Source organism: Pseudomonas kielensis (genome assembly GCF_030505375.1).
GTDB classification, from domain to species: Bacteria; Pseudomonadota; Gammaproteobacteria; order Pseudomonadales; family Pseudomonadaceae; genus Aquipseudomonas; species Aquipseudomonas kielensis.
Genome location: NZ_CP130043.1, coordinates 716,933 through 743,086, shown reverse-complemented (window position 1 = coordinate 743,086; position 26,154 = coordinate 716,933). Strand labels below are relative to the sequence as shown.

The following is a 26,154-nucleotide window of genomic DNA, read 5'->3' as shown; positions in this document are numbered from 1 at the left end:
TTGATTTCTAGTCTTTGATTAGATCGTTCTTTAAAAATTTGGGTATGTGATAGAAAAATAGACTGAACGTTACTTTCACTGGTAACGGATCAGGCTAAGGTAAAATTTGTGAGTAATTGCGAATTTTCGGCGAATGTCGTCTTCATAGTATAACCAGATTGCTTGGGGTTATATGGTCAAGTGAAGAAGCGCATACGGTGGATGCCTTGGCAGTCAGAGGCGATGAAAGACGTGGTAGCCTGCGAAAAGCTTCGGGGAGTCGGCAAACAGACTTTGATCCGGAGATGTCTGAATGGGGGAACCCAGCCATCATAAGATGGTTATCTTAAGCTGAATACATAGGCTTAAGAGGCGAACCAGGGGAACTGAAACATCTAAGTACCCTGAGGAAAAGAAATCAACCGAGATTCCCTTAGTAGTGGCGAGCGAACGGGGACTAGCCCTTAAGTGGCTTTGAGATTAGCGGAACGTTCTGGAAAGTACGGCCATAGTGGGTGATAGCCCTGTACGCGAAAATCTCTTAGTCATGAAATCGAGTAGGACGGAGCACGAGAAACTTTGTCTGAATATGGGGGGACCATCCTCCAAGGCTAAATACTACTGACTGACCGATAGTGAACTAGTACCGTGAGGGAAAGGCGAAAAGAACCCCGGAGAGGGGAGTGAAATAGATCCTGAAACCGTATGCGTACAAGCAGTGGGAGCCCACTTTGTTGGGTGACTGCGTACCTTTTGTATAATGGGTCAGCGACTTATTTTCAGTGGCGAGCTTAACCGAATAGGGGAGGCGTAGCGAAAGCGAGTCTTAATAGGGCGTCTAGTCGCTGGGAATAGACCCGAAACCGGGCGATCTATCCATGGGCAGGTTGAAGGTTGGGTAACACTAACTGGAGGACCGAACCGACTACCGTTGAAAAGTTAGCGGATGACCTGTGGATCGGAGTGAAAGGCTAATCAAGCTCGGAGATAGCTGGTTCTCCTCGAAAGCTATTTAGGTAGCGCCTCATGTATCACTGTAGGGGGTAGAGCACTGTTTCGGCTAGGGGGTCATCCCGACTTACCAAACCGATGCAAACTCCGAATACCTACAAGTGCCGAGCATGGGAGACACACGGCGGGTGCTAACGTCCGTCGTGAAAAGGGAAACAACCCAGACCGTCAGCTAAGGTCCCAAAGTTATGGTTAAGTGGGAAACGATGTGGGAAGGCTTAGACAGCTAGGAGGTTGGCTTAGAAGCAGCCACCCTTTAAAGAAAGCGTAATAGCTCACTAGTCGAGTCGGCCTGCGCGGAAGATGTAACGGGGCTCAAACCATACACCGAAGCTACGGGTATCACTTAGGTGATGCGGTAGAGGAGCGTTCTGTAAGCCTGTGAAGGTGAGTTGAGAAGCTTGCTGGAGGTATCAGAAGTGCGAATGCTGACATGAGTAACGACAATGGGTGTGAAAAACACCCACGCCGAAAGACCAAGGTTTCCTGCGCAACGTTAATCGACGCAGGGTTAGTCGGTCCCTAAGGCGAGGCTGAAAAGCGTAGTCGATGGAAAACAGGTTAATATTCCTGTACTTCTGGTTATTGCGATGGAGGGACGGAGAAGGCTAGGCCAGCTTGGCGTTGGTTGTCCAAGTTTAAGGTGGTAGGCTGAGATCTTAGGTAAATCCGGGATCTTAAGGCCGAGAGCTGATGACGAGTGTTCTTTTAGAACACGAAGTGGTTGATGCCATGCTTCCAAGAAAAGCTTCTAAGCTTCAGGTAACCAGGAACCGTACCCCAAACCGACACAGGTGGTTGGGTAGAGAATACCAAGGCGCTTGAGAGAACTCGGGTGAAGGAACTAGGCAAAATGGCACCGTAACTTCGGGAGAAGGTGCGCCGGTGAGGGTGAAGGACTTGCTCCGTAAGCCCACGCCGGTCGAAGATACCAGGCCGCTGCGACTGTTTATTAAAAACACAGCACTCTGCAAACACGAAAGTGGACGTATAGGGTGTGACGCCTGCCCGGTGCCGGAAGGTTAATTGATGGGGTTAGCTAACGCGAAGCTCTTGATCGAAGCCCCGGTAAACGGCGGCCGTAACTATAACGGTCCTAAGGTAGCGAAATTCCTTGTCGGGTAAGTTCCGACCTGCACGAATGGCGTAACGATGGCGGCGCTGTCTCCACCCGAGACTCAGTGAAATTGAAATCGCTGTGAAGATGCAGTGTATCCGCGGCTAGACGGAAAGACCCCGTGAACCTTTACTATAGCTTTGCACTGGACTTTGAATTTGCTTGTGTAGGATAGGTGGGAGGCTTTGAAGCGTGGACGCCAGTCTGCGTGGAGCCAACCTTGAAATACCACCCTGGCAACTTTGAGGTTCTAACTCAGGTCCGTTATCCGGATCGAGGACAGTGTATGGTGGGTAGTTTGACTGGGGCGGTCTCCTCCTAAAGAGTAACGGAGGAGTACGAAGGTGCGCTCAGACCGGTCGGAAATCGGTCGTAGAGTATAAAGGCAAAAGCGCGCTTGACTGCGAGACAGACACGTCGAGCAGGTACGAAAGTAGGTCTTAGTGATCCGGTGGTTCTGTATGGAAGGGCCATCGCTCAACGGATAAAAGGTACTCCGGGGATAACAGGCTGATACCGCCCAAGAGTTCATATCGACGGCGGTGTTTGGCACCTCGATGTCGGCTCATCACATCCTGGGGCTGAAGCCGGTCCCAAGGGTATGGCTGTTCGCCATTTAAAGTGGTACGCGAGCTGGGTTTAGAACGTCGTGAGACAGTTCGGTCCCTATCTGCCGTGGACGTTTGAGATTTGAGAGGGGCTGCTCCTAGTACGAGAGGACCGGAGTGGACGAACCTCTGGTGTTCCGGTTGTCACGCCAGTGGCATTGCCGGGTAGCTATGTTCGGAATAGATAACCGCTGAAAGCATCTAAGCGGGAAACTAGCCTCAAGATGAGATCTCACTGGAACCTTGAGTTCCCTGAAGGGCCGTCGAAGACTACGACGTTGATAGGTTGGGTGTGTAAGCGCTGTGAGGCGTTGAGCTAACCAATACTAATTGCCCGTGAGGCTTGACCATATAACACCCAAGCAATCTTGTGACTTCGAAAGAGGCATCTGATTGCGGTGTGTGAAGACGAAACGAACCGAAAGTTCGAAAAACTCACAAAACACCGAAAGCTATCACATACCCAATTTGCTGAAGCGAGGCCGACTGGCCACGACTCAGTACCCGAATTTCTTGACGACCATAGAGCATTGGAACCACCTGATCCCATCCCGAACTCAGCAGTGAAACGATGCATCGCCGATGGTAGTGTGGGGTTTCCCCATGTGAGAGTAGGTCATCGTCAAGATTAAATTCCGAAACCCCAATTGCGAAAGCAGTTGGGGTTTTGTTTTTCCGCGCGAAAAAACCAGCCCCCTCACTCCCGCGCGATCTTTGTTCAGATAAACCCGAGAAACTTCACCGATCCCTTCAAGGGATCGCCCTATCCGGCCGATAACCCGATGGACGGTAGTCTCGTGCGATGCCAAACCGGGTAGCGAAGTCGAGCGCGCCCCAGTGGTTCATCTTTTTAATTGCCTGGAATCTTCGATGCTGGCGTACCACCAAAAGAGCTTTTTGATCGTCGATGATTTTTCGGATTTCCGTAGTTCGGTCCGGTCGATGTTGCGCGAGTTGGGTGTGAAAGAAGTCGATACGGCCGACACGGGCGAGGTCGCGCTGCGCATGTGCTCGCAGAAGCGCTACGACTTCATCCTGCAGGACTACCACCTGGGCGACGGCAAGAAGAACGGCCAACAGGTACTCGAAGACCTGATGATCGAAAAGCTGATCAGCCACGAAAGTATCTTCGTCATGGTCACTGCCGAGAGCAGCCAGGCCATGGTGCTAAGTGCCCTGGAACATGAGCCGGATGCCTACCTGACCAAACCATTCAACCGCGCCGGCCTGGCCCAGCGCCTGGAGCGGTTGCAGCAGCGCAAGACCTTGCTCAAGCCAATCATGCAGGCGCTGGATCGCGGCAAACCGGTGGAGGTCCTCAACGCCTGCATCGCCCTGTGCAGGCAGGACCCGCGTTACTCGCCGCTATGCCTGCGCTACCGCGCCGACGCCCTGCGCGACATGAATCAGAACGAAGTGCTCGAACGGTTGTACAACAGCATCCTCGCCGACCGTCCGCTGCCCTGGGCCTATGTGGGGCTGGGGCGCCTGCTGTTCAAGCGCGGCCAGGTCGCCCAGGCCAAGGCGCTGTACGAAAAGGCACTGAAGGTCTTCCCGATGATGCCGGGCCTGTACGACGGGCTGGCTGACGTGCTGGTGGCGCAAGGCAACAGCAAGTCGGCACAACGGGTGCTTGAAGAGGCGGTGCGTCTTTCCCCCCTGGCGGTCCGTCGACAATCGTTGCTGGGCAAGTTGGCCATGAGCAACGAAGACTTCGACACCGCTGCCAAAGCCTATCGCCAGGCTGTCTCGCAAGGTGCGCAGTCGCGCTTCAAGGATCCGGAGAGCAACCTTGGCCTGGCCCATGCGCTGATCAGCAAGGGCAGCGAAAGAGGCCTGGACACCCGTGCCCGCCTGGAGATCAACCAGACCTTGAGCGCGGTCGCCAAGGAAAACCCCAGCGACCCCGGTCTGCAGATTCGCGCGCGGCTGATGAAAGCCACCAGTTTGCTGATCAACGATGCGGAAACGGCTGACAAACTCACCGAGCAGGCCCTGACTCGCCTCGACGGCATGGAGCAGTTCATGAGCGCCGATGCGGCCTTGCTGGTGGCCAAGCAGTTGAAGATGCTGGGGCAGGCCCAGGCCAGCGACTCGATGCTCAAGAACTGTGCGGAAATCTACGGCGATGACCCGGCGGTAATGCGCGGGATCGCCAAGCAGACCGATGATCCGGCGATTCTCAATTCGGGCACGGCCGCCGCAGACCTCAACCGCCAAGGCGTGCGCAGCTACAAGGCCGGCGCCCTGACCGAAGCCCGCGAGCTGTTCCGCGGTGCCCTGTTACTGCAACCGAAAAACATCAGCATCGCCCTGAACATGGCGCAGGCGCTGTTGCACGGGGCCACGGCCGACCTCGATCCGGGATTGCTCGAGGAGTGTCGCAAGTGTTTGAAGATGGTCGGCTTGATGCCAGAGAGCGACTCGCGGTATCCGCGTTATCAGAAGCTGCAGAACAAGGCGTTTGAGCAATGAGTGAGATTGATCAGGGGCTGGATTTCTCCACGGTGATTGCCTCCACCGTACACGACATGAAGAATTCCCTGACGGTGCTGATGCAAGCGCACGGCCAGTGGCTTGCCCGGCTGCCCAGCGCCCAACAGCAAACCGACGAGCAGGGCGTGATCGACTTCGAATTCGCCCACCTGAACGGCATGCTGGTCCAGTTACTGGGACTGTACAAACTCGGCGTCAACCAGTTGCCGGTACGCCCGGACTACCATGAACTGGACGATTTCATCGAGGCCCAGTTGGCCGCGCATCAAGAGGTGTTCAAGAGCCGGGGGATTCTCGTCACCTACGAAGTCGATCCCTTGAGCCCGCTGGGCTTTTTCGACCGAGAGTTGATCGGCACGGTGCTGGCCAATGCCATCAACAACGCAATCCGTTATGCCCGTCAGTCGCTGCTGATCAGTGTCGGTGAAGAAACCGGGCAGTTGGTGCTGACCATCAATGACGACGGCGAAGGCTACCCGGCCCAGATGATCGAGCGCCAGGAGCAGTATGTGCAGGGCATCAACCCGGCCAGCGGCAGTACCGGCCTGGGTCTGTACTTTGCCGCGCGCATCGCCCAGTTGCACCAGCGCAACGGCGTGCCCGGGCGGACCGAAATCAGTAATGGCGGGCCCTTGGGTGGCGGCTTGTTCCGTCTTTATCTGCCGTGAGGCCTGTCAGAGCCAGCGTGCACAACGTCTGACAGAGCTTTTCAGCGGTTGTGCTTGATATTCCGAACGGCTGATGCCTATTTTGTGCGGACCGCCGTTAACGGCCCTCACACTACCAAGGATAGCGTCATGATGACCGATGGCCTGGGTTCTCTCGCACAGCGATTGACCGGCATTGATGAAGTTGAATGTGTCACCCCGGACATCAATGGGGTGCCGCGCGGCAAGGTGATGACTGCCGAAGGATTTCTCGAGGGGCGACGGCTGCAAATGGCTCGGGGGGTGTTGCTGCAATGCATCATGGGCGGTTATCCACCGGCGCGTTTTTACGGCAGCGACGACGGTGACCTCGCGCTCAACGCCGATCCGCAACAGATCCATCGTTTGCCCTGGAGTGCCCAACCTCGCGCGTTGGCGATCTGTGATGCCGACGAATTGAGCGGCGAAAATTCCCGGCTGTCCACCCGCGGCCAGCTCAAGGCCGTGATCGCCCGTTATGCTGCGCAGGGCCTGGCGCCCGTGGTGGCGACCGAGATGGAGTTTTTTGTCTTCGCCCCCAATACCGACCCGACCCAACCCTTCCTGCCGCCCATTGGCCTGGACGGGCGCCGCGAAGACGGCCTTTCGGCGTTCAGTATCAGTTCCAACAATGGCTTGCGCCCGTTCTTCAATGAGGTCTACGCCTCTATGGCGGCGTTGGGGTTGCCGCGGGACACCTTCATGCACGAAATGGGCGTCAGCCAGTTCGAGATCAACCTGCTGCACGGCGATCCCCTGTTGCTGGCTGACCAGACCTTCCTGTTCAAGCACCTGCTCAAGGAAGTGGCACTCAAGCACGGCTTGACCGTGGTCTGCATGGCCAAGCCTCTGGCCCACACGGCTGGCAGCTCGATGCACATTCACCAGAGCGTGGTCGAGCTCGGTACCGGTCGCAACGTGTTCAGTGACGAGTCTGGCGAGCCTACGGCGACGTTCCGTCACTTCATCGGCGGCCAGCAGGCCGGCATGGCCGACTTCACCGCGCTGTTCGCGCCGAACGTCAATTCCTACCAGCGCCTGTGCCATCCCTACGCATCCCCCAACAATGCCTGCTGGTCCCATGACAACCGCGCCGCCGGATTGCGTATTCCCGCCAGTTCGCCAGCGGCGCGCCGGGTCGAAAATCGTCTGCCGGGCGCCGACGCCAACCCCTACCTGGCGATCGCCGCCAGCCTGGCCGCGGGGCTGCACGGCATCGAGCAGCAACTGGAGCCGACACCGGCCATCCAGGGCGAATTCAGCGTGCCGGAAAGTTTGTCTTTGCCATGTACCTTGCATGCGGCTCTGGAACGTCTGAAACGTAGCCAATTGGCGAAGGAACTGTTCGGCATGGAATTCATCGAAGGCTACATCGCTTCGAAGTCCATGGAGTTGACCAGCTTCTTAGATGAAATCACTCCCTGGGAACGGCGCGTTTTAGCTGCCCAGGCCTAACCGACCCGCCGCTGTCGGGCTATCGTTGAAGGTAGCCCGATCCTCACCGCAAGGAGCCGCTCGGAACGCCGATGCGCCAAATCTGGAAATCCTTTCGAGCGCTGTATTTTGCCTCGCTGATGATGTTGATCGGCTCGGGCTTGCTCAGCACCTACCTGGCCCTGCGCCTGGCCGCCGACCAGGTCGACGGCCTGTGGGTCGGTGCGTTGATGGCAGCCAACTATTTCGGCCTGGTCCTGGGCGGCAAGATCGGTCACCGGTTGATTGCCCGGGTCGGGCATATCCGGGCCTATTCCGCCTGTGCCGGGATAGTCGGGGCCGCCGTGCTCGGGCATGGACTGGTGGACTGGCTGCCCGCCTGGCTGATTCTGCGGATGGTGGTGGGCCTGGGCATGATGTGCCAGTACATGGTCATCGAGAGCTGGCTCAACGAACAGGCCGACGCCAAGCAGCGGGGCCTGGTGTTCAGCGGCTACATGATCGCCTCCTACCTGGGCCTGGTGCTCGGCCAGTTGATTCTGGTCATGCACCCGTCCCTGGGGCCTGAATTGCTGATGCTGGTGGCCTTGTGCTTTGCCCTGTGCCTGGTGCCCGTGACCCTGACCCGGCGCATTCACCCGGCCCCCTTGCATCCGGCCCCGATGGAGCCACGCTTCTTCATGAAGCGGGTGCCACAGTCCCTCAGCACGGTGCTGGGGGCGGGGCTGATCGTCGGCTCGTTCTATGGCCTGGCGCCGCTGTATGCCTCCCAGCAAGGGCTGTCCACCGAGCAGGTCGGTCTGTTCATGGGTAGCTGCATCTTTGCCGGCCTGGTGGTGCAGTGGCCGTTGGGCTGGCTATCGGACCGCTATGACCGGGCAGTGCTGATCCGCAGCTTCGCCATTTGCCTGGCGTTGGCCGCGCTGCCTCTGGCGATCATGCCCAAGGTGCCGTTGGAAGTATTGTTCATCGCCGGATTTGCCTGTTCGCTGGTGCAGTTCTGCCTGTACCCGCTGGCGGTAGCGTTCTCCAACGACCACGTCGAGAGCGATCGGCGGGTGTCACTGACCGCGATGTTGCTGGTGACGTACGGAGTCGGGGCAAGCATCGGGCCGTTGGTGGCGGGTGTGCTGATGAAGTTTTTCGGCAGCCAGATGCTCTACGCGTTTTTCAGCTTCTTTGCCCTGGTCCTGGTCTGGCGCATCCGGCCCAAAGCGGTGACCAACCTGCATCAGGTCGATGACGCGCCGCTGCACCACGTGGCAATGCCGGACAGCATGTCCAGTTCGCCACTGGTGGCGGCGCTCGATCCACGGGTCGACGAGCAGGTGGTGCAGGACCAGATGCAGAACGGTGCCAGCCCGGAACCCGAGCCAGAGGAGACCGCAGCGGATACCGAGGCCGAACAGACCCCTACCGACCCGCCGCCGGACGATGAGCATCCCCACACCTTCACTGGGGCCAGGCCTTGATCTGAAGGCAAAAAAAAACGGGCAGTCACCGCAAGGGGCTGCCCGTTTTTTTGCCTGGCGAATCAGAAATCGTCTTTGTCGAAACGCCGGGCTTCACGCTGCAGTTGGTAGACAAAGCGCTCGACCTGACGTTGTACCAGGCCGCTCATGTTGTGAAACCGCACGCCGGCGAAGGTGGTGTCGATCCGCTCTTCGTGATGCAGGTAACGCAGCTCCACCGAGGTGGTCATGCTGCCGAAGGGCAGGGCGGCCAGGAAGCGGTCGTAGACCTGGCCCAATTGCAGCCCGCTGGTGATGTCGCCGTCAAAGCGCAGTTTGCAGCCGGTGGCGGAGATGTCCAGCAGCTTGCCGCTCAGGGGCACCTTGAGCTTCTCGCCCGCCAGTTCGATATTGACCAGCTGCGCCAGCTTCAGGGCCGCGCGAAAGGCATTGCGACGCTGGTGGTAGACCACCTCGTCGGGCAGCGTGCCGCGGTAGCAGCGGCCACCGTTGGATTCGTCGATGGCCAGGGTGCCGTTGCTCTCCCAGGCGATGCGCACGCCTTCGTGAAAGCCTTCGATCCGGAACGGTTCGCCGGCCAGCAGGAAACGCTCGCCATCGCGCGGGATCATCTCGTCGAGGGCAATCATGTTGCTTTCCCGATCGATGTCCACCAGGTAGCTCTGGAAACGCTGGCTGCGCTCATGGAACGTGATGATCAGGGGATCATGGCTCTCTTGCAGCATGCGCAGGGTGCTGACGATTTCCAGAGGTGTCGTGAGCACTTTCGGTGGCTGCGGAGCATCTTCCGCGCTTGAGGCATTGAACACGGTTTATCACTCTCCAGACAGAATACGGTCACACGCAAGAGCCGGCATTCTGCCAGCATGTTTCGCGCCTTGATAGAGCGCGCTGAGGGTCGAGGTCAAGCCTGGCTGAGTGGGCGCGGCTTCACGAGCATCGCGGTTGAGCCGCGTGCGTCATAAAGGGTGGGAGACTCGCCGCCATTGAGGATTCTCAATTGATGGGCAGTGGAGGCTTGTTGCACCTGAATCGAACGGCCGTTGTGCGCGTTGGCGCTCTGGCACTCGTTCAGCAACTGATTCAGCGCCTCGCTCTGGGCCAGCAGTTGCTCGCCCAGGCTGGACTGCGCGGCGAGCTGTTGCAGGCCGCTGCTGTCGGTGGGCAGGTTGAGGCTGGCGAGTATTTCGCTGCGCCGGCGACCATGCTGATCCAGCAGGACGATCAGGCCTTGCTTGCTGGCCAGGATCTGCTCCAGCCGTTGCATGTCGCGACCGTGCAATGCCAGGGATTCTTGCCCCAGCAAATCGAGCAACTGTTGAGCTGGCTCAAGGTCGTCGGTAATCAGTTGCAGTAAATTGTTATCGTGCATGGCTGGCCTTGGGTTTTAAGCGTCCAAAAGCCTGGCGCAAGCCTGGGGCTAGCGCTGGGCTTCGAAGTTGAGCAGTTTGCTGGCGACGCGGTTGCTGTCGACTTTATAGCTGCCATCGGCAATCGCGGCTTTCAACTCGGCCACACGGGCCTTGTCGACTGCGGGCTGATCGCGCAGCGTGTCGCTGATCTTCTGCAACTGCTGAGCCTCGTTGCTGAAGTGAACCGATTCCCCGCTCTGGCTGGCCGCGACCTGTTGGGTCTCGGTCGACAGCGGCGCGTTTTGCGCGGCGTCAGCAGATTCCTGGCTGGCACTGGTGCGCGTGCTGGTGAGCGTGGGGGCGCTGTTCAAACGGCTGAAATCGATAACCATGATGCAAAAAACCTCTGGGAATTTGGACGCTTGCCATGTTTTCGGCCAAATGGCGAAAAACTTTAGGCTCATTTCTCGATGAGCACGGGCGCGTCGGCATTTGCCCTGCGTGAGGCACAGTTTAGGGAATGGCTGGCAGCTGCGCCAGTTATCTACATGGCCACTTCAACCTGACCGGGGGCCATCACCTGGGCCTTGATCACCCGTTGGGAGTTGAGGTTCTTGACCCGGATCTGTTGATTGAGACCGCCATTGGCCAGGGCTTCCCCGGGCATCCGCACGCTGAGCGTGCCGCTGCGGGCAGTGATCACCACCTGGTCGCCCTTGCGCACCACTTCGGCCTGCTCCAGGTGCACCAGGGTAATGACCTGGTCGTTGACCATTGGTCGGACAATTTTTTGCCCGATCGCCTGGTCGACACTGGTCAGGTAACCCTGGTTGATCAAGCTGATGTCGCGCTCACGCAGGATCACGTCAGCCGGCTCAATGATTCCGGCACGCTTGAGCGGGCGGGTGCTGGTCACGACTTCGCGGAACAGCCGGACTTGCGCGGGCACGAACACGGTCCAGGGCGAGGTGCCGTCGCAACGGACCTTCACCGTCACCCGGCCCACCGGCCTGGCCGGGCTCTCGAGGGACGCTGTCAATTCCTTGTCGCACGTCGGCAGGCGCAGGCGGGGATCGAGCTGCTTGACCTCGATCTCATAACGGCCTTCGGTTTGGCTGGAGGCCAAATAGTCTTCAACAGTGAATTCAAGAAAGCCCTGAGTGACGCCGATAAGTAGATCAGGCAAGGTAAGCGGATCTGCAAGGGCAGGGCTGCCAGCGTTGAAAAGGCACGCCGCCGCAGCCGCGCCGAGCAATCGGCGGCAGGTTGAGGTCAGGCGTCGGAAAAATGTCGTGTTCGCGTTCATAGCGGTTAAAAAGCAAGCGCCGTGCCGTTTAGTGATGAATGTGCGTCGCAACACACTTAGCGTTGGTGTAGGGGGCTGGGCATGGCTGGTGTAATGGATTCGGTAAACCAGCGCACACAACTGGTAGGGCAGAATCGCCTGGAGCTGTTGTTGTTCCGTCTAGACGGTCCGCAGCTCTATGGCATCAATGTGTTCAAGGTTCGGGAGGTGCTGCAATGCCCGAAACTGACGCTGATGCCCAAATCCAATCCTGTCGTGTGCGGTGTGGCAAGTATTCGGGGCGCAACCATTCCGATCATGGACCTGGCAATGGCCACGGGGTCGGGCGGGTTGCAGGACCAGAGCAATCCCTTTGTGATCATCACCGAGTACAACACCAAGACCCAAGGGTTCCTGGTGCGCTCGGTCGAGCGGATCGTCAACATGAACTGGGAGGAGATCCATCCGCCACCCAAGGGCACCGGCCACGATCACTACCTGACGGCGGTGACGCGGGTCGACAATCAGTTGGTGGAAATCATCGACGTCGAGAAGGTCCTGGCCGAAGTGGCGCCGGCACCGGAAGCGATTTCCGCCGGGGTGGTGGATGACGAGACGCAGCACAAGGCGCTGTCGTTGCGGGTGCTGACGGTCGATGACTCGTCGGTGGCGCGCAAGCAGGTTTCTCGTTGCCTGCAGACGGTGGGGGTCGAGGTCGTGGCGTTGAACGACGGCCGGCAAGCGCTGGACTACCTGCGCAAGCTGGTGGACGAGGGCAAGAAGCCGGAAGAGGAATTCCTGATGATGATTTCCGACATCGAGATGCCGGAAATGGACGGCTACACCCTCACGGCCGAGATCCGCAACGACCCGCGCATGCAAAAGCTGCACATCATCCTGCATACTTCGTTGTCAGGCGTGTTCAATCAGGCGATGGTCAAGAAAGTCGGTGCCGATGACTTCCTGGCCAAGTTCCGTCCTGATGACCTGGCATCCCGGGTAGTCGACCGGATCAAAGCAGCAGATATCAGCTAGGTGGCCTTTGCCCCTGGCGATCAACACGATTTAAGAGGCGGCATCTTTGTCTACGGGTAATTTGGATTTCGAACAGTTCCGGGTCTTCCTGGAAAAAGCCTGTGGCATTTTGCTCGGTGAAAACAAACAGTATCTGGTCTCGAGCCGTCTCAACAAACTGATGGAACAGCAAGGCATCAAGTCGTTGGGTGAACTGGTCCAGCGCATCCAGGTCCAGCCGCGCGGTGGGTTGCGCGAGATGGTTGTGGATGCGATGACCACCAACGAAACCCTCTGGTTTCGTGACACCTACCCGTTTGAAGTGCTGAAGAACAAGGTCTTGCCCGAGGCGATCAAGGCCAGTCCCGGCCAGCGCCTGCGGATCTGGTCGGCGGCCTGTTCGTCGGGGCAGGAACCCTATTCGCTGTCGATGTCGATCGACGAGTTCGAGCGGAGCAACATGGGCCAGTTGCGGATGGGGGTGCAGATTGTTGCCACCGACCTTTCCGGGACCATGCTGACCAACTGCAAGTCAGGCGAGTACGACAGCCTGGCGATCGGTCGTGGTCTTTCGCCCGAGCGCCTGCAGCGTTACTTCGACCCGAAAGGGCCGGGGCGCTGGGCGGTCAAGGCGCCGATCAAGAGCCGGGTGGAGTTCCGCTCGTTCAACCTGCTGGACAGCTATGCCAGCCTGGGCAAATTCGACATCGTGTTCTGCCGCAACGTGCTGATCTACTTCTCTGCCGAAGTGAAGAAGGACATCCTGTTGCGCATTCACAGTACGCTCAAGCCGGGCGGTTACTTGTTCCTCGGTGCATCCGAAGCCCTCAACGGCCTGCCGGATCACTACCAGATGGTCCAGTGCAGTCCGGGGATCATCTACCAGGCCAAGTGATGGTCAGGTGGTAACAAAGCGGGAGTCCTCAGGGGCTCCCGTTTTTTATCGTGCTGCGCAATCCTTGTAGCAAGCCTGTCGAGCCGCCCAGGGCGGCAGAAAAGCGGCAGGTGCCGGAAGACGCTTGCCGCTTTTCTGGCATTGCCGCCTTGCCGCTTCCGGCCAGGGCCCCTGTTTGCGGGGTCTGGCAAGCTGGCACGGGGCTTGCTTTGAGCCTGTTACGAAAAATCAGGTCACCCAAAGGTTTCCGACATGAGCATCAGCTTCGATAAAGCGCTCGGTATCCACCAACAAGCCCTCAGCTTCCGCGCCCAGCGCGCCGAAGTGCTGGCCAACAACATCACCAACGCCGACACCCCGAACTACAAGGCGCGGGACCTGGATTTCTCGGCGGTCCTGGCCGCCCAGGCCGACAAGAGCAAGAACGGCAGCTTCGCCTTGAACAAGACCAATAGCCGTCATATCGAAGCCCAGGGCCTGAGCAGTGCTGACGAGTCGTTGCTGTACCGCACGCCGATGCAGCCCTCGATCGACCAGAACACCGTGGACGCCCAGCTGGAACAGGCCAGCTACGCCGAGAACTCGGTGAACTTCCAGGCCAGCTTCACCTTGCTCAATAGCAAATTCAAAGGGCTGGTAGCAGCCCTGCGCGGAGAATAATCCATGTCCCTGTCGAGTGTTTTTAATATTGCCGGTAGTGGCATGAGTGCCCAGACCACGCGCCTGAATACCGTGGCCAGTAACATCGCCAACGCCGAGACCGTCTCCTCGAGCATCGACCAGACCTACCGTGCCCGGCACCCGGTGTTTGCCACCATGTTCCAGGGCGGCCAGGCGGGCGGCGGCGACTCGCTGTTCCAGAATCAGGATGCGGCCGGCCAGGGCGTGCAAGTGCTGGGCGTGGTCGAGGACCAGAGCAATCTGGAAGCCCGCTACTTGCCCAACCACCCGGCAGCTGACGCCAAGGGGTACGTCTACTACCCCAACGTCAACGTGGTTGAAGAGATGGCCGACATGATTTCCGCCAGCCGTTCGTTCCAGACCAACGCGGAAATGATGAACACCGCCAAGACCATGATGCAGAAGGTCCTGACCCTCGGTCAGTGATAAGGGGCAGCTTCGATGAGTGTTACCGATTCCACCAGTGGCCCGAGTCTCAACGACATTCTTGCGAACTCCAAGACCACCGTCACCAAGACCAGCAATGATGGCCTGGCGGCCGCTGCTGGCAGCAAGACTGGCAAGAACGAGCTGGGCAAGGACGCGTTCCTGCAACTGCTGGTGACTCAACTGAAGAACCAGAACCCCCTCGACCCGCAGGACAACAGCGAGTTCGTTGCCCAGTTGGCGCAGTTCAGCAGCCTGGAAGGCATCACCACCCTGAACTCCTCGGTGAACAACATATCGAGCTCGTTCAAATCGTCCCAGGCCCTGCAGGCGTCCTCGCTGGTGGGCCGTTCGGTGGTGGTCCAGACCGGCTCGGCCTATGTCGACAGCACCAAGAGCATGACCGGCTCGGTGGTCATTCCGGCCTCGGTGGCCGGCACCACGGTGACCATCAGCGACAAGGACGGCAAGGCGGTGAAAACCATCGAGCTGGGCAGCCAGGGCCAGGGCAATGCCAGTTTCGTCTGGGACGGCACCAACACCGCGGGCGAGAAAGTCGACCCGGGTACCTACACCTTCAAGGCCAGTGCGCAGATCGACGGCAAGGCCACTGACCTGATCACCTACCTGCCGGCGACCGTCAACAGCGTGACCCTGAGCCAGACCGGCGGCGAGATGATGTTGAACCTCGCCAACATGGGCTCCATCGCCCTGTCCAAAGTACAGACCATTGGTCTATAGAGCCGGCTAGCGCGGCAACAAGGAGTGGAATATGTCTTTTAATATCGGCCTTAGCGGTCTCTATGCGGCCAACAAACAACTCGACGTTACCGGCAACAACATTGCCAACGTCGCCACCACCGGCTTCAAATCCTCCCGGGTGGAGTTCGAAGACGTGTACGCGGCAAGCAAGCTGGGTAACGGCAACAAGTCCATCGGCAGCGGCGTGAGCCTGGCCAACGTCTCCCAGCAATTTCGCCAGGGTGATGTGACCAACACCGGCAACGTGCTGGACATGGCCATCCGCGGTTCGGGCTTCTTCGTGCTCAATGACGGCGGCTCGCTGACCTACACCCGCGCCGGTACCTTCAATGTCGACAAGGACGGCTTCATCACCAACAGTGCCGGCACCGCGCGCTTGCAGGGTTATGCGGTCGATGAGAACGGCAAAATCCTCAAGGATGTGATCGGCGACCTGAAAATCGACCAGTCGAACCTGCAGCCGAAAACCACCGGCAACATTTCCTCGAGCATCAACCTGAACTCCAGCAAGCCGATCATCGATCCGGCGGTCACCCCGTTCGACCCGACCAAGATCGACACCTACACCGACATGTTCACCACCCCGATCTACGACAGCCAGGGCAACCAGCACAACCTGGACCAGTACGTGGTCAAGACCGGCGCCAACACCTGGCAGACCTACACCCTGGTAGGGGGACGCAACCCGGACGGCTCGGCCTTCGTCCCGGCCAGCCTCGGTTCGCCGGCAACGCCGAGCAACCAGGCGGCCATGACCATGAACTTCGGTTCCGACGGCAAGCTGCTGGACATCGACGCACCGGCCAGCGGCAGCCCGTACACCGTCAGCGGCAACTCGATTGTCATGGGTGCGGGCGTCTGGACCCCGGGTACGGTCAAGGATGGCGTGTGGACGGCCAACGGTGCGGTGGGCAATGCCACGGGCGTCACCAACGACCTGGCCCTGACCACCCAGTACAACTCGGCGACCATCCGCAACCTGCCAACCCAGGACGGCTACGCCACCGGCCAGATCACCAACCTGACCATCGACGGTACCGGTACGCTGTTCGCCAACTTCAGCAACAGCAAGTCCAAGGCGATCGGCCAGGTCACCCTGGCCAGCTTCAACAACGAGCAGGGCTTGCAGGCCGCCGGCGGCACGAGCTGGAAGGAGACCTACCTGTCCGGTTTCGCCGCATACGACGCCGGCCAGACGGGCACCCTGGGCTCGGTGGTGTCCAACTCCCTGGAAGACTCCAACGTCAACCTGACCAATGAGCTGGTGGACCTGATCAAGGGCCAGAGCAACTACCAGGCCAACGCCAAGACCATCTCCACCCAGAGCACCATCATGCAGACCATCATTCAGATGGCCTGATGCCGGTGGGTTAAACCTGCGGTACAAAAAAGCCCCTCATCGAGGGGCTTTTTCGTGGGGGCGGGAAGGGTCAGCCCATCATGTCCTTGATCATCCGCTCCTGTTCCATGAGCTCGCGTTGCCGCGCATCGATCCGCGACGACAGCGGGAAATTGCTGCCGGCGCGCCGCTTGGCGAAGTCCAGTTGCTGAATGGCCTGGCGGTAGTCGCCGACCAGCGCGAAATACTCGGCGCGTGCCTGGTGCAGGCCAATGATGTTGCCGGACAGGCCGCGGGTTTCGGCAACCATGTACCAGACATCCGGGTCGTCCGGCCGCGTCTTGAGCAGGGCTTCCAGGGCCTTTTCGGCATCGGCTGGGCGATTCTGCTTGAGCAGCAGGTCAACCCGCACCTGGTTGAGCGGGTAGTTGCGCGGGAACTGGCTGAGCATCCGGTCGACCCGGCTTTGCGCGTCGGGCAGGCGATTGCTGGCCATGTCCAGGTCGACCTGGGCCAGGTTGTAGATGATTTCGTTCGGTGCCTTGGCCAGGAGCGGTTTCAGGCTCTCGCGGGCATCGCTGAGCTGGCCGGCCTTGATCTGGGCAATGGCCAGGCCGTAACGCGCCACGTCGTTTTTCGGGTTTTCGTCCAGCTGCGCGCGAAAACGCTTGGCGGCCAGGCCCGGGGTTTCTTCGTAGTGCAACTGTACGCGGGCGCGAATCAGCTGATAGGTCTGGGTGTCTTCCTTGCCACCGATGGGAGCCTGTTCAGCGCGGTTGCGGGTGTCGGCGATCCGCGATTCGGTCACCGGGTGCGTCAGGAGGAATTCTGGCGGCTTGGCATCGAAGCGGTACTGGCGCCCCAGCCGTTCGAACATGCTCGGCATCGAGCGCGGGTCGTAGCCGGCTTTCTCCAGGTTGACGATACCGATGCGGTCGGCCTCCTGCTCGTTCTGCCGGGAGAAGCGCCGTTGCTCCTGGATCGCGGCAGCCTGGGTCCCGGCAATTGCCGCGATCCCGGCGTCACCGGCGCCAGCCGCGGCCACGATGATCCCGGCGAGCAGGGCGGCCATCATCGGCACTTGCATGCGTTGCTGGGCTTCTACGCCGCGGGCGAAGTGGCGTTGCGACAAGTGCGCCAATTCGTGGGCCAGTACCGAGGCGTACTCGCCTTCGGTCTGGGCGTTGAGAAACAGGCCACCGTTGACCCCGACAATCCCGCCTGGCGCAGCGAAGGCGTTGAGCTGCGGGCTGTTGATCAGGATGAACTCAAGACGCCGGTCGTTCAACTGACTGGTTTCCACCAGGCGATAGACACTGGTTTCCACGTAGTTTTTCAGTTGGGGGTCATTGAGTTGTGACACCTGGCTGCGCAGCATGGCCAGCCAGGCGCGCCCCAGGTCATGCTCCTGCTGGGGCGAGACGATGGCAGAACTGGCGTCGCCAAGTGACGGCAAGTCGTCGGCGAAGCCTGGTGAGGCAAGCAGGCAAGCGAGCGTCAGCAGCGTGGGGCGCAGAAAATTCATGCACAAAGCCTTAGTCGACAAAGAGCTTACTGTAGCCGGACACTTGCCTCGGGACCAGATATTCTAGGCGGCTCAATCACCTGTGCGGAGTGAAGTCATGACCGACGCTGTAGCCCATGATGCCGAACTGGACGCCAGTGGGCTCAATTGCCCGTTGCCGCTGCTCAAGGCCAAGATGGCGCTCAATGGCCTGCCCAGTGGCGCCGTGCTCAAGGTGATCGCCACCGATGCCGGCTCGCAGCGCGACTTTCGCACCTTTGCCCGTTTGGCCGGTCATACCCTGCTGCGCGAAGAAGACCAAGCCGGTGTCTATCGCTACTGGCTGAAAAAAGCCTGACTGGCTGCCTACCCTTAAGGATCATTGATGTTCAAAGTGCTACGCGACTGGATTCAGCGCTACTTCTCCGACGAAGAAGCGGTGGTACTGGCCGTCCTCCTGATCCTGGCCTTCACCGCCGTGCTGACCCTGGGCGGCATGCTTGCGCCCGTGTTGGCGGGCATGGTCCTGGCGTACCTGATGCAGGGCCTGGTCAGCACCCTGGAGCGCCTGCGCCTGCCTGGCGGGGTCGCGGTGGGGCTGGTGTTCGCGCTGTTCATGGGGGTGTTGCTGGTGTTCATCGTGGTGGTGGTGCCCTTGCTCTGGCATCAGCTCACCACCCTGTTCAACGAACTGCCCGGGATGCTCGCCAAATGGCAGTCGTTGCTGCTGTTGCTGCCTGAGCGATATCCGCACCTGGTGTCGGACGAGCAGGTGCTGCGGGCCATCGAAGTGGCGCGCAGCGAAATCGGCAAGTTCGGCCAGTGGGCGTTGACCTTCTCGCTGTCGAGCCTGCCCCTGCTGGTCAACATCATGATCTACCTGGTGCTGGTGCCGATCCTGGTGTTCTTCTTCCTCAAGGACCGGGCCATGATCGGCCGCTGGGTACTCGGCTACCTGCCGCGTGAGCGGGCGCTGATGACTCGGGTCGGTCAGGAAATGAACCGGCAGATCGCCAACTACATTCGCGGCAAGGTCATGGAAATGGCCATCTGCGGCGGGGTGACCTACATCGGTTTTGTCGCCATGGGCCTCAACTACTCGGCGCTGCTGGCGCTGTTGGTCGGGGTGTCCGTGGTGGTGCCCTATGTCGGCGCGGTGGTGGTGACCGTGCCGGTGATGCTGATTGCCTTGTTCCAGTGGGGCTGGAGCGATCAGTTCATCTACCTGATGGCGGTCTACGGGATCATCCAGATCCTGGATGGCAACGTGCTGGTGCCGTTGCTGTTCTCCGAAGCGGTCAACCTGCACCCGGTGGCGATTATCTGCGCGGTGCTGCTGTTCGGTGGGCTGTGGGGGTTCTGGGGCGTGTTCTTCGCGATTCCCCTGGCGACGCTGTTCAAGGCCGTGCTGGATGCCTGGCCGCGCAAGGAACCGGTGGTTTCGCCGCTGTTGTAGTGCCGGGCCCATCGCGAGCAGGGTTTACACCGATCCTGCTCGCAATGGCGTCATCCCAGGCGCCGAACAAATCAGCCCTTGGCCAGCGCCTGGGCCGCCGCCAATACGGCATCCACATGCCCCGGCACTTTCACCCCGCGCCATTCCTGACGCAGCACGCCGTGCTGGTCGATCAGGAAGGTGCTGCGATCAACCCCCATGTACTCCTTGCCATACAGCTTCTTCAGCTTGATCACGTCGAACAGCTGGCACAGGGCTTCGTCCTTGTCGCTGATCAGCTCGAAGGGGAACTGCTGCTTGCACTTGAAGTTCTCGTGGGACTTCAGGCTGTCGCGGGAAACGCCGAACACTTCGGTGTTGGCCGCGACAAACTGCGGGTACTGGTCACGAAAACCCTGGCCCTCGGTGGTGCAGCCCGGCGTGCTGTCCTTGGGGTAGAAGTAGATCACCACCTGCTTGCCCTTGAGGGCGGCCAGGCTGACGGTCTGCCCGCTGGTGGCGGGGACTTCGAAGTCGGCGACCGGTTGGTCGATAGCGACGGCCATGAAAGCTTCCTTACATTGGGTTCTGTGGGCGCCACGGTTCGATCAGCGCGTCCAGGTTCAGCGCGTCGGCGAAATCGAGGAACTGATCGCGCAACCAACTGATCTGCACACCGGCCGGCAGGGTCACGGTGAAGGTGGCGTTGAGCATGGTGCCGCCAGTCTGGGGGGCCTGATAGGTGTCGCAGGTCAGGTTTTCCAGCTCGACGTTATGGTCGATGAAGAACTGGCACAGCTCATTGACGATGTCCGAGCGGTAGGCGGAACTGACGTAGGCCACATACGGCAGGGCCTGCGGGCGGTTTTCCAGCGCTGCGCTGCGCACCACGTTGACGGTGAAGGCGTGTTTCTTGGCCAGGCTCGGAAGACCGGCTTCCAGGCGCGCCAGGGCGTCCCAGGAACCGGAAATCTCCAGAATGAGTGCACTGCACTCGCCATGGCGAGTCAGGCGGGAGGTGACCACGGCGCAGCGATTTTCATGGCTGGCGCGGCACAGGACGTTAGTCAGCTCCATGGGGTTGGCGCCGAGGGCACTGATGACAAGGAATTGTTCGCGAACTGTGGGGGTGGACATGCAGCATTCCTAAAGCGATGAGCGGTCGGTACGTTTATAGGCTGATTCGTCGGGTGTGGGTCCGGATGCGCTATCAACAAAGCCTGAGCCAGAGGGTTGCTTCGAGCTCAAACAAGGTGAGTTCGGGTAGATGGCAACGCAGGGGCGGGGCTTGTGGAGCCGAAAATGGAGGCTTGAACCCGGCGCACGAGCCTGTCGGTACTGATCAAAGTCTGAAGGGTAGCGAAAAGCGGCGCCAAGGGGAATGGCATGAGCGCAGTACTTCGCTTGTGCAAGCATCTTGGCGCCAGTACCATTACCGCTCTCTTTTTCCGGCAGGAGCGGTTGCATGATTGCGGGCAGTATGGTGGCACTGGTCACACCCATGGATGCACAGGGTCGTCTGGACTGGGACAGCCTCAGCAAACTGGTAGACTTTCACCTGCAAAACGGCACCCACGCCATCGTGGCCGTCGGTACCACGGGTGAGTCGGCAACCCTCGACGTAAACGAACATATCGAAGTGATTCGTTATGTGGTCAAGCAGGTAGCCGGGCGTATCCCGGTGATCGCCGGTACCGGCGCCAACTCGACGCGTGAAGCGATCGAGCTGACCTCCAATGCCAAGACCGCCGGCGCCGATGCCTGCCTGCTGGTGACGCCGTACTACAACAAGCCGACGCAAGAAGGCCTGTACCAGCACTTCAAGGCCATCGCCGAAGCCGTCGACATCCCGCAGATCCTCTACAACGTACCGGGCCGCACGGCGTGCGACATGCAGGCCGAGACCGTGATCCGCCTGTCGACCGTGAACAACATCATCGGGATCAAGGAAGCCACAGGCGACCTGTCCCGCGCCAAGGCCATCCTCGATGGCGTGAGCGAGGACTTCCTGGTGTTCTCCGGTGACGACGCCACTGCCGTGGAACTGATCCTGCTGGGCGGCAAAGGCAACATCTCGGTAACCGCCAACGTTGCCCCGCGCGACATGGCCGACCTGTGCAACGCCGCCCTCAAGGGTGACGCCGTGACCGCACGGGCGATCCACGAAAAACTGATGCCACTCAATAAAACCCTGTTTATCGAGTCCAACCCTATCCCCGTGAAATGGGCGCTGCATGAGATGGGCCTGATGCCGGACGGTATCCGTCTGCCGCTCACCTGGCTCAGCGAAGCCTGTCACGAACCGCTGCGACAGGCCCTGCGCCAGTCCGGCGTATTGGTTTAATTGAGGAAGTAATACGCATGAAGCGACTGGCCGGACTTTCCGCACTTGCCTTGATTATCTCCAGCACCAGTGGCTGTGGATGGGTCTGGGGCCCGGAAGGTTATTTCCGTGACCGTGGTAGCGATTACCTCGAAGCGCAACAGACTGCCCCGATGCAACTGCCGCCGGATGTCCAGACCGCCAAGCGCCTGGACCCACTGCTGCCGATCCCGCGCAACGTGGCCGACGACACCGTCAAGGGCGAGTACGTGGTGCCACGTCCGCAGCCGTTGACGGCAATTGCCGAGGCCAGCGACTACAGCCTGCAGAAAAGCGGCGACTCGCGCTGGGTGATGGCGCAGCGTCCACCGGCCGAAGTCTGGCCAGTGGCGGTGCAGTTCTTCCAGGACAACGGTTTCCGCCTGGACCAACAGCGTCCGCAAACCGGCGAATTCACCACCACCTGGCAGCGTTCCGACGAACTGTCGGCAACCATGACCAAACGCCTGGCCAGCGCCGGCGTGGCCTCCGATGCCGAAACCCGCGTACGGGTGCGCATCGAGCCAGGCGTGCAGCGCAACACCAGTGAAGTCTACGTGGTCAGCGCCGAGCGTCCTGCCGGCAGCAGCGACGACGTGGCCTTCACCAACCGTTCGGTCAACACTGGCCTGGACGCTGCGCTGGTCGACGACATGCTGGTCAGCATGAGCCGCATCTCCGAGAAGGGCGGTTCGGTGTCGATGCTCGCTTCCCGTGATTTCGATACCCCAAGCCGTGTCAGCCTGATCGAAGACGGCAGCGGCAACCCGGTGCTCAACGTCGGCAACGATCTGGACCGTGCCTGGTCGAGCGTGGGTCGCGCGCTGGAGCAAGGCGAATGGCGCGTCGAAGACATCAACCGCAGCCTGGGCCTGTACTACATCAACCTGGCCGAAAAAGCCGAGCGCAAAGACGAGAAGCCTGGCTTCTTCGCCAGCCTGTTCGGCAGCTCTCCGGTCAAGGAAGAAGTCGAGGCCCGCGCCGAGCGTTACCAGGTGCGCCTGAGCAAGGTCGGCGAGAACGTCCAGGTGACCGTCGAGAAAGACATCAACACCGTTGCGCCGGCTGAAGTGGCGCGCAAAGTGTTGGGCGTGATTCAGGACAACCTGGGCTGATCTGATGCGTTTTGCCGTTCTCGGCAGCGGTAGCCAAGGGAACGGCACGCTGATAGCCAGTGACGACACCGTCGTGCTGGTCGATTGTGGTTTCTCCCTGCGAGAAACCGAAAAACGCCTGCTGCGCCTGGGGATAAACCCGGCGCAACTGAGCGCGATACTGGTGACCCACGAACATGCCGACCACGTGCATGGCGTGGGTTTGCTGTCTCGGCGCTACAATATTCCGGTTTACCTCAGTCGTGGCACCTTGCGCGGGATGCGCAAGCCGGTTGATCCGGCAGGGTTCGTGGCCGGGGGAGACCATCTGCAGATCGGCGGGCTGGACATTGGCGTGATCGCCGTGGCCCACGACGCGCAGGAGCCGACGCAGTACGTCTTCAGTGACGGCACCCGGCGTTTTGGTCTGCTGACCGACCTGGGTTCGTACTGCGCCACCGTGCTGGATGGCTACAAGGACCTCGATGCGTTGATGATCGAGTCCAACCACTGCCGCGACCGTTTGGCTCGTGGTCACTACCCGACCTTTCTCAAGCAGCGGGTGGGGGGTGAACTGGGACATTTGAACAACCACCAGGCGGCATTCCTGGTGTCCGAGTTGGGCTGGAAAGACCTGCAACACCTGGTACTGGCCCATCTGAGCAGCAAGAACAACCTGCCGCAGCTGGCCCGGCAATGTTTTGTCGACACCCTCGGGTGCGACCCGGACTGGCTGCAACTGGCCGATCAAGATTCAGGGCTCGACTGGCGACATATCGCCTAGCCCATCTACTTAGCAAGCGGAGCCCATCATGGAAAAACGTGAAGAACTCTACCGCGGCAAAGCCAAGTCGGTTTACCAGACCGACGACGCTAACCGTTTGATCCTGCTGTTTCGCAACGACACCTCGGCGTTCGACGGCAAGCGCATCGAACAGCTCGACCGCAAAGGCATGGTGAACAACAAGTTCAACGCCTTCATCATGCAGAAACTCGAAGCCGCCGGCGTGCCGACCCAATTCGACAAACTGCTGGGCGACAACGAGTGCCTGGTGAAGAAGCTGGACATGATCCCGGTTGAATGCGTCGTGCGTAACTACGCCGCCGGCAGCCTGGTCAAGCGCCTGGGTGTGGAGGAGGGCATGAAGCTCAACCCTTACACCTTCGAACTGTTCCTCAAGGACGACGCCAAGGGCGACCCGTTCATCAACGAATCCCACGTCGTGGCGTTCGGTTGGGGCACCGCCGAGCAACTGGTTCGCATGAAAGAACTGTCGCTCAAGGTCAACGAAGTGCTGAGCAAACTGTTCGACGACGCCGGCCTGCTGCTGGTCGACTTCAAGCTCGAATTCGGCGTATTCCATGACGGCAGCATCGTCCTGGGCGACGAATTCAGCCCGGACGGCTGCCGCCTGTGGGACAAAGCCACCGGCAAGAAAATGGACAAGGACCGCTTCCGCCAGGGTCTGGGCGACGTCATCGAAGCCTACGAAGAAGTCGCCAACCGCCTTGGCGTACCGCTGTAATCGACGCAAGCATCTGATAGCACGGAAAAAAATTCACTTTAGGGTTTGCATTCGGTGAAGCGGCTGTTATGATGCGCGCCGTTGGAGAGATGCCAGAGTGGCCGAATGGGACGGATTCGAAATCCGTTGTACCTTCACCGGTACCTAGGGTTCGAATCCCTATCTCTCCGCCATTACATAGAAAAAGCCCCCGTCGCTGAAAAGCACGGGGGCTTTTTCGTTCTGTGTTTTTTTATCTTCGGGACGCTGCCAGCGTAGTTAAGGACTACTCATCACTGAATGAGCGAGCTTGCTCGCGATGGTCCCAAGAGCGCCACGTTTCACCGGTGAGCAGGGGGTTATGCTCGCGGCCATAGCAAGCAGACGGCTCTCACATAAGACTCGAGGTGACTCAGTGCTTTCTTGGCATACCGATCACGCCGAAACCACCACCCCACCCGCCAACGGCACCGCTCCCGCCACCTTGCACAACTCCACTCCCGCCGCGGCAAAGCGGATGGCGCTGCGCATGTACATCACCCCACTCGTGGTGCTGCACACCACCTGGGTCGTGCCGCTGATGGGGTCAATGATGTGGACCAACGGTTGATCGCGCTCGATCCAGGCGCCCGGGCTGTGCAGGAACACCACCAGCCCGGCGCACGGGGCGCGCAGGGTCAGGGAGCCGTCGAAGGGGGTGATGGGCTGGAGCAGGGCGGGTAGTGGCGGCGGGGTGCCGGCGAGCAGGCCCCGGTGTTGAAGGAAGGCGTAGAGCGCGGCGGCGTCCTGGCGGGCCAGTGGGTGTTCGACTTGTGCTTCGCCGCGCAACTCGACGGTGGCGGCGACGCAGCCGGAGGGGATCGGGATGCGGCCGGCGAACTGTTGTGCCAGACGCCACCAGGGTTGACCGCAGGCTTCGTCGAACGAGCCGGCACCGGTGCCGCTGGCCAGCAGGGTGGCCTGGGCGCCGATGTAGCGGGCTAGCGGTTCGAGTTGGGCCTGATAGGGGGTTTCGCCGTACAGGTGGACCACCGCCTGGGCGTCGCAATGCAGGTCGAGGACGAAATCGGCGTCGTGGGCCAGCAGCAGTTGGGCCTGGCGCAGGGAGTCGAGCTCGCTGCCCGGCAACATTCGCTTCAAGGCTGCGGCCATGGCGCGGCGAATGAGCTGCTGGTTGTGTTGCGGGTCGTCGTTCAGCTCAGCGCCAAGCTGCGCCTGGATCATCTGCGCCAGGTCCGGGTAACGCCGGTTGAAGTTCTCGCCGCTGTTGAAGTCAAAACGACCCATGGCATCGTGCATCAGGGTCTGTTCCAGGCCGATCGGGTTGGCGATCGGCACCAGCACGATTTCCCCGAGGACCTCGCCACGGGCCTCAGCCTCGTCCAGCAGCAAACGCAAATGATGCAGCGCCAGCATGCCGGGCAACTCGTCGGCGTGCAGGCTGGCTTGCAGGTACACCTTGCCGGCGCCCCCGGGCTGACCGTAATGCAGGCTGATCAGCTGGCGCTGGGTGCAGGGATTGCGGGTCAAGAGGGGGTGGTGCCGGACGTGCATGGGGTCTTCCTTATGGGGGCCGTCGCAGCATCTTTATGAAAAACACCGACCCCCACAATCGAATAATTTGCCCGCCACTGGTGAGCAATATGATCCTTTCGCCCCGTCATCGACGGCCGCTCTGTTCAATTAAATTGGACAAA

The 26,154-nt window shown here is 60.1% G+C and carries 24 protein-coding genes, 1 tRNA gene and 2 rRNA genes; 19 read left to right on the top strand and 8 right to left on the bottom strand.

Translation table 11 applies throughout. From position 1 onward, the window contains the following. The first annotated feature begins 174 nt into the window (after positions 1 to 174). From Q1W70_RS03745 to Q1W70_RS03720, 6 genes are all read left to right on the top strand, one after another. Positions 175 to 3,066: ribosomal RNA gene (locus tag Q1W70_RS03745) — 23S ribosomal RNA — on the top strand. A gap of 161 nt (positions 3,067 to 3,227) precedes the next feature. Further along, positions 3,228 to 3,343 (top strand): 5S ribosomal RNA (gene rrf, locus Q1W70_RS03740). Positions 3,344 to 3,585: 242 nt separating this feature from the next. Next, complete coding sequence (locus tag Q1W70_RS03735) at positions 3,586 to 5,190, top strand: tetratricopeptide repeat-containing response regulator (RefSeq protein WP_166592292.1); 1,605 nt, start codon at positions 3,586 to 3,588, stop codon at positions 5,188 to 5,190. Continuing rightward, a complete protein-coding gene (locus Q1W70_RS03730; protein WP_166592291.1) occupies positions 5,187 to 5,879 on the top strand; it encodes a sensor histidine kinase in 693 nt (230 codons plus the stop codon). Before Q1W70_RS03735 ends, Q1W70_RS03730 begins: the two co-directional genes overlap by 4 nt. Positions 5,880 to 6,110: 231 nt before the next feature. Beyond that, the gene (locus tag Q1W70_RS03725) at positions 6,111 to 7,352 is read left to right on the top strand and encodes a glutamine synthetase family protein (RefSeq protein ID WP_166592294.1); all 1,242 of its coding nucleotides are present in this window, start codon (positions 6,111 to 6,113) and stop codon (positions 7,350 to 7,352) included. Between the two features lie 71 nt (positions 7,353 to 7,423). Next, positions 7,424 to 8,803, top strand: coding sequence for an MFS transporter (locus Q1W70_RS03720; protein ID WP_166592290.1), 1,380 nt, complete (start codon positions 7,424 to 7,426; stop codon positions 8,801 to 8,803). A 62-nt stretch (positions 8,804 to 8,865) separates the two neighbouring features. On the opposite strand, the gene Q1W70_RS03715 is transcribed toward Q1W70_RS03720, so the two are convergent. The 4 genes from Q1W70_RS03715 to flgA all read right to left on the bottom strand — a co-directional run bounded on the left by Q1W70_RS03715 (position 8,866) and on the right by flgA (position 11,461). Continuing rightward, on the bottom strand, positions 8,866 to 9,612 hold the full coding sequence (locus Q1W70_RS03715) for a flagellar brake protein (protein ID WP_166592289.1): 747 nt from the start codon (positions 9,610 to 9,612) through the stop codon (positions 8,866 to 8,868). A gap of 95 nt (positions 9,613 to 9,707) precedes the next feature. Then, positions 9,708 to 10,175, bottom strand: coding sequence for a flagella synthesis protein FlgN (locus tag Q1W70_RS03710; protein ID WP_166592288.1), 468 nt, complete (start codon positions 10,173 to 10,175; stop codon positions 9,708 to 9,710). A 48-nt stretch (positions 10,176 to 10,223) separates the two neighbouring features. Further along, positions 10,224 to 10,547 (bottom strand): flagellar biosynthesis anti-sigma factor FlgM, encoded by a 324-nt coding sequence (gene flgM, locus Q1W70_RS03705; protein WP_166592287.1) that lies wholly within the window; start codon positions 10,545 to 10,547, stop codon positions 10,224 to 10,226. A 152-nt stretch (positions 10,548 to 10,699) separates the two neighbouring features. Further along, the gene (flgA, locus tag Q1W70_RS03700) at positions 10,700 to 11,461 is read right to left on the bottom strand and encodes a flagellar basal body P-ring formation chaperone FlgA (protein ID WP_166592286.1); all 762 of its coding nucleotides are present in this window, start codon (positions 11,459 to 11,461) and stop codon (positions 10,700 to 10,702) included. A gap of 81 nt (positions 11,462 to 11,542) precedes the next feature. On the opposite strand from flgA, the gene Q1W70_RS03695 reads away from it, so the two are divergent. The 6 genes from Q1W70_RS03695 (at position 11,543) to flgE (ending at position 16,578) form a co-directional block, all read left to right on the top strand. Beyond that, on the top strand, positions 11,543 to 12,475 hold the full coding sequence (locus tag Q1W70_RS03695; protein ID WP_166592285.1) for a chemotaxis protein CheV: 933 nt from the start codon (positions 11,543 to 11,545) through the stop codon (positions 12,473 to 12,475). A 46-nt stretch (positions 12,476 to 12,521) separates the two neighbouring features. Then, on the top strand, positions 12,522 to 13,349 hold the full coding sequence (gene cheR, locus Q1W70_RS03690) for a protein-glutamate O-methyltransferase CheR (RefSeq protein ID WP_166592284.1): 828 nt from the start codon (positions 12,522 to 12,524) through the stop codon (positions 13,347 to 13,349). A 252-nt stretch (positions 13,350 to 13,601) separates the two neighbouring features. Next, positions 13,602 to 14,009, top strand: a complete 408-nt coding sequence (gene flgB / locus Q1W70_RS03685) for a flagellar basal body rod protein FlgB (protein WP_166592283.1) — start codon at positions 13,602 to 13,604, stop codon at positions 14,007 to 14,009. 3 nt (positions 14,010 to 14,012) lie between these two features. Then, the gene (gene flgC / locus Q1W70_RS03680) at positions 14,013 to 14,456 is read left to right on the top strand and encodes a flagellar basal body rod protein FlgC (protein WP_166592282.1); all 444 of its coding nucleotides are present in this window, start codon (positions 14,013 to 14,015) and stop codon (positions 14,454 to 14,456) included. A gap of 15 nt (positions 14,457 to 14,471) precedes the next feature. After that, positions 14,472 to 15,197, top strand: a complete 726-nt coding sequence (gene flgD / locus Q1W70_RS03675; protein ID WP_166592281.1) for a flagellar hook assembly protein FlgD — start codon at positions 14,472 to 14,474, stop codon at positions 15,195 to 15,197. A 31-nt stretch (positions 15,198 to 15,228) separates the two neighbouring features. Next, the gene (gene flgE / locus Q1W70_RS03670; RefSeq protein WP_166592280.1) at positions 15,229 to 16,578 is read left to right on the top strand and encodes a flagellar hook protein FlgE; all 1,350 of its coding nucleotides are present in this window, start codon (positions 15,229 to 15,231) and stop codon (positions 16,576 to 16,578) included. A 70-nt stretch (positions 16,579 to 16,648) separates the two neighbouring features. Here the strand turns inward: flgE and Q1W70_RS03665 are convergent, their stop codons facing one another. Next, positions 16,649 to 18,082, bottom strand: coding sequence for a M48 family metalloprotease (locus Q1W70_RS03665; protein ID WP_166592279.1), 1,434 nt, complete (start codon positions 18,080 to 18,082; stop codon positions 16,649 to 16,651). Positions 18,083 to 18,179: 97 nt separating this feature from the next. Between Q1W70_RS03665 and Q1W70_RS03660 the strand changes: the two genes are divergently transcribed. Next, the gene (locus Q1W70_RS03660; RefSeq protein ID WP_166592278.1) at positions 18,180 to 18,419 is read left to right on the top strand and encodes a sulfurtransferase TusA family protein; all 240 of its coding nucleotides are present in this window, start codon (positions 18,180 to 18,182) and stop codon (positions 18,417 to 18,419) included. Between the two features lie 27 nt (positions 18,420 to 18,446). Continuing rightward, entirely contained in the window at positions 18,447 to 19,517 is a 1,071-nt protein-coding gene (locus Q1W70_RS03655) for an AI-2E family transporter (protein WP_302098638.1), read from the top strand. A 71-nt stretch (positions 19,518 to 19,588) separates the two neighbouring features. Here the strand turns inward: Q1W70_RS03655 and Q1W70_RS03650 are convergent, their stop codons facing one another. Both Q1W70_RS03650 and Q1W70_RS03645 read right to left on the bottom strand, forming a co-directional pair. Further along, positions 19,589 to 20,062, bottom strand: a complete 474-nt coding sequence (locus Q1W70_RS03650) for a peroxiredoxin (RefSeq protein ID WP_166592276.1) — start codon at positions 20,060 to 20,062, stop codon at positions 19,589 to 19,591. A 10-nt stretch (positions 20,063 to 20,072) separates the two neighbouring features. Beyond that, on the bottom strand, positions 20,073 to 20,633 hold the full coding sequence (locus tag Q1W70_RS03645) for a glycine cleavage system transcriptional repressor (RefSeq protein ID WP_095080353.1): 561 nt from the start codon (positions 20,631 to 20,633) through the stop codon (positions 20,073 to 20,075). Between the two features lie 328 nt (positions 20,634 to 20,961). Between Q1W70_RS03645 and dapA the strand changes: the two genes are divergently transcribed. The 5 genes from dapA (at position 20,962) to Q1W70_RS03620 (ending at position 24,651) form a co-directional block, all read left to right on the top strand. Then, positions 20,962 to 21,840, top strand: a complete 879-nt coding sequence (dapA, locus tag Q1W70_RS03640) for a 4-hydroxy-tetrahydrodipicolinate synthase (RefSeq protein WP_185818680.1) — start codon at positions 20,962 to 20,964, stop codon at positions 21,838 to 21,840. Between the two features lie 17 nt (positions 21,841 to 21,857). Next, the gene (bamC, locus tag Q1W70_RS03635; RefSeq protein ID WP_166592274.1) at positions 21,858 to 22,973 is read left to right on the top strand and encodes an NlpB/DapX family lipoprotein; all 1,116 of its coding nucleotides are present in this window, start codon (positions 21,858 to 21,860) and stop codon (positions 22,971 to 22,973) included. Between the two features lie 4 nt (positions 22,974 to 22,977). Then, a complete protein-coding gene (locus Q1W70_RS03630; RefSeq protein ID WP_166592273.1) occupies positions 22,978 to 23,736 on the top strand; it encodes an MBL fold metallo-hydrolase in 759 nt (252 codons plus the stop codon). 28 nt (positions 23,737 to 23,764) lie between these two features. Then, positions 23,765 to 24,478 (top strand): phosphoribosylaminoimidazolesuccinocarboxamide synthase, encoded by a 714-nt coding sequence (gene purC, locus Q1W70_RS03625; RefSeq protein WP_095171833.1) that lies wholly within the window; start codon positions 23,765 to 23,767, stop codon positions 24,476 to 24,478. Positions 24,479 to 24,561: 83 nt separating this feature from the next. Continuing rightward, a tRNA-Ser gene (locus Q1W70_RS03620) sits at positions 24,562 to 24,651 on the top strand. A gap of 241 nt (positions 24,652 to 24,892) precedes the next feature. Here Q1W70_RS03620 and Q1W70_RS03615 read toward each other — a convergent pair. Further along, positions 24,893 to 26,011 (bottom strand): succinylglutamate desuccinylase/aspartoacylase family protein, encoded by a 1,119-nt coding sequence (locus tag Q1W70_RS03615; protein WP_302098637.1) that lies wholly within the window; start codon positions 26,009 to 26,011, stop codon positions 24,893 to 24,895. Between the last annotated feature and the right edge of the window lie 143 nt (positions 26,012 to 26,154).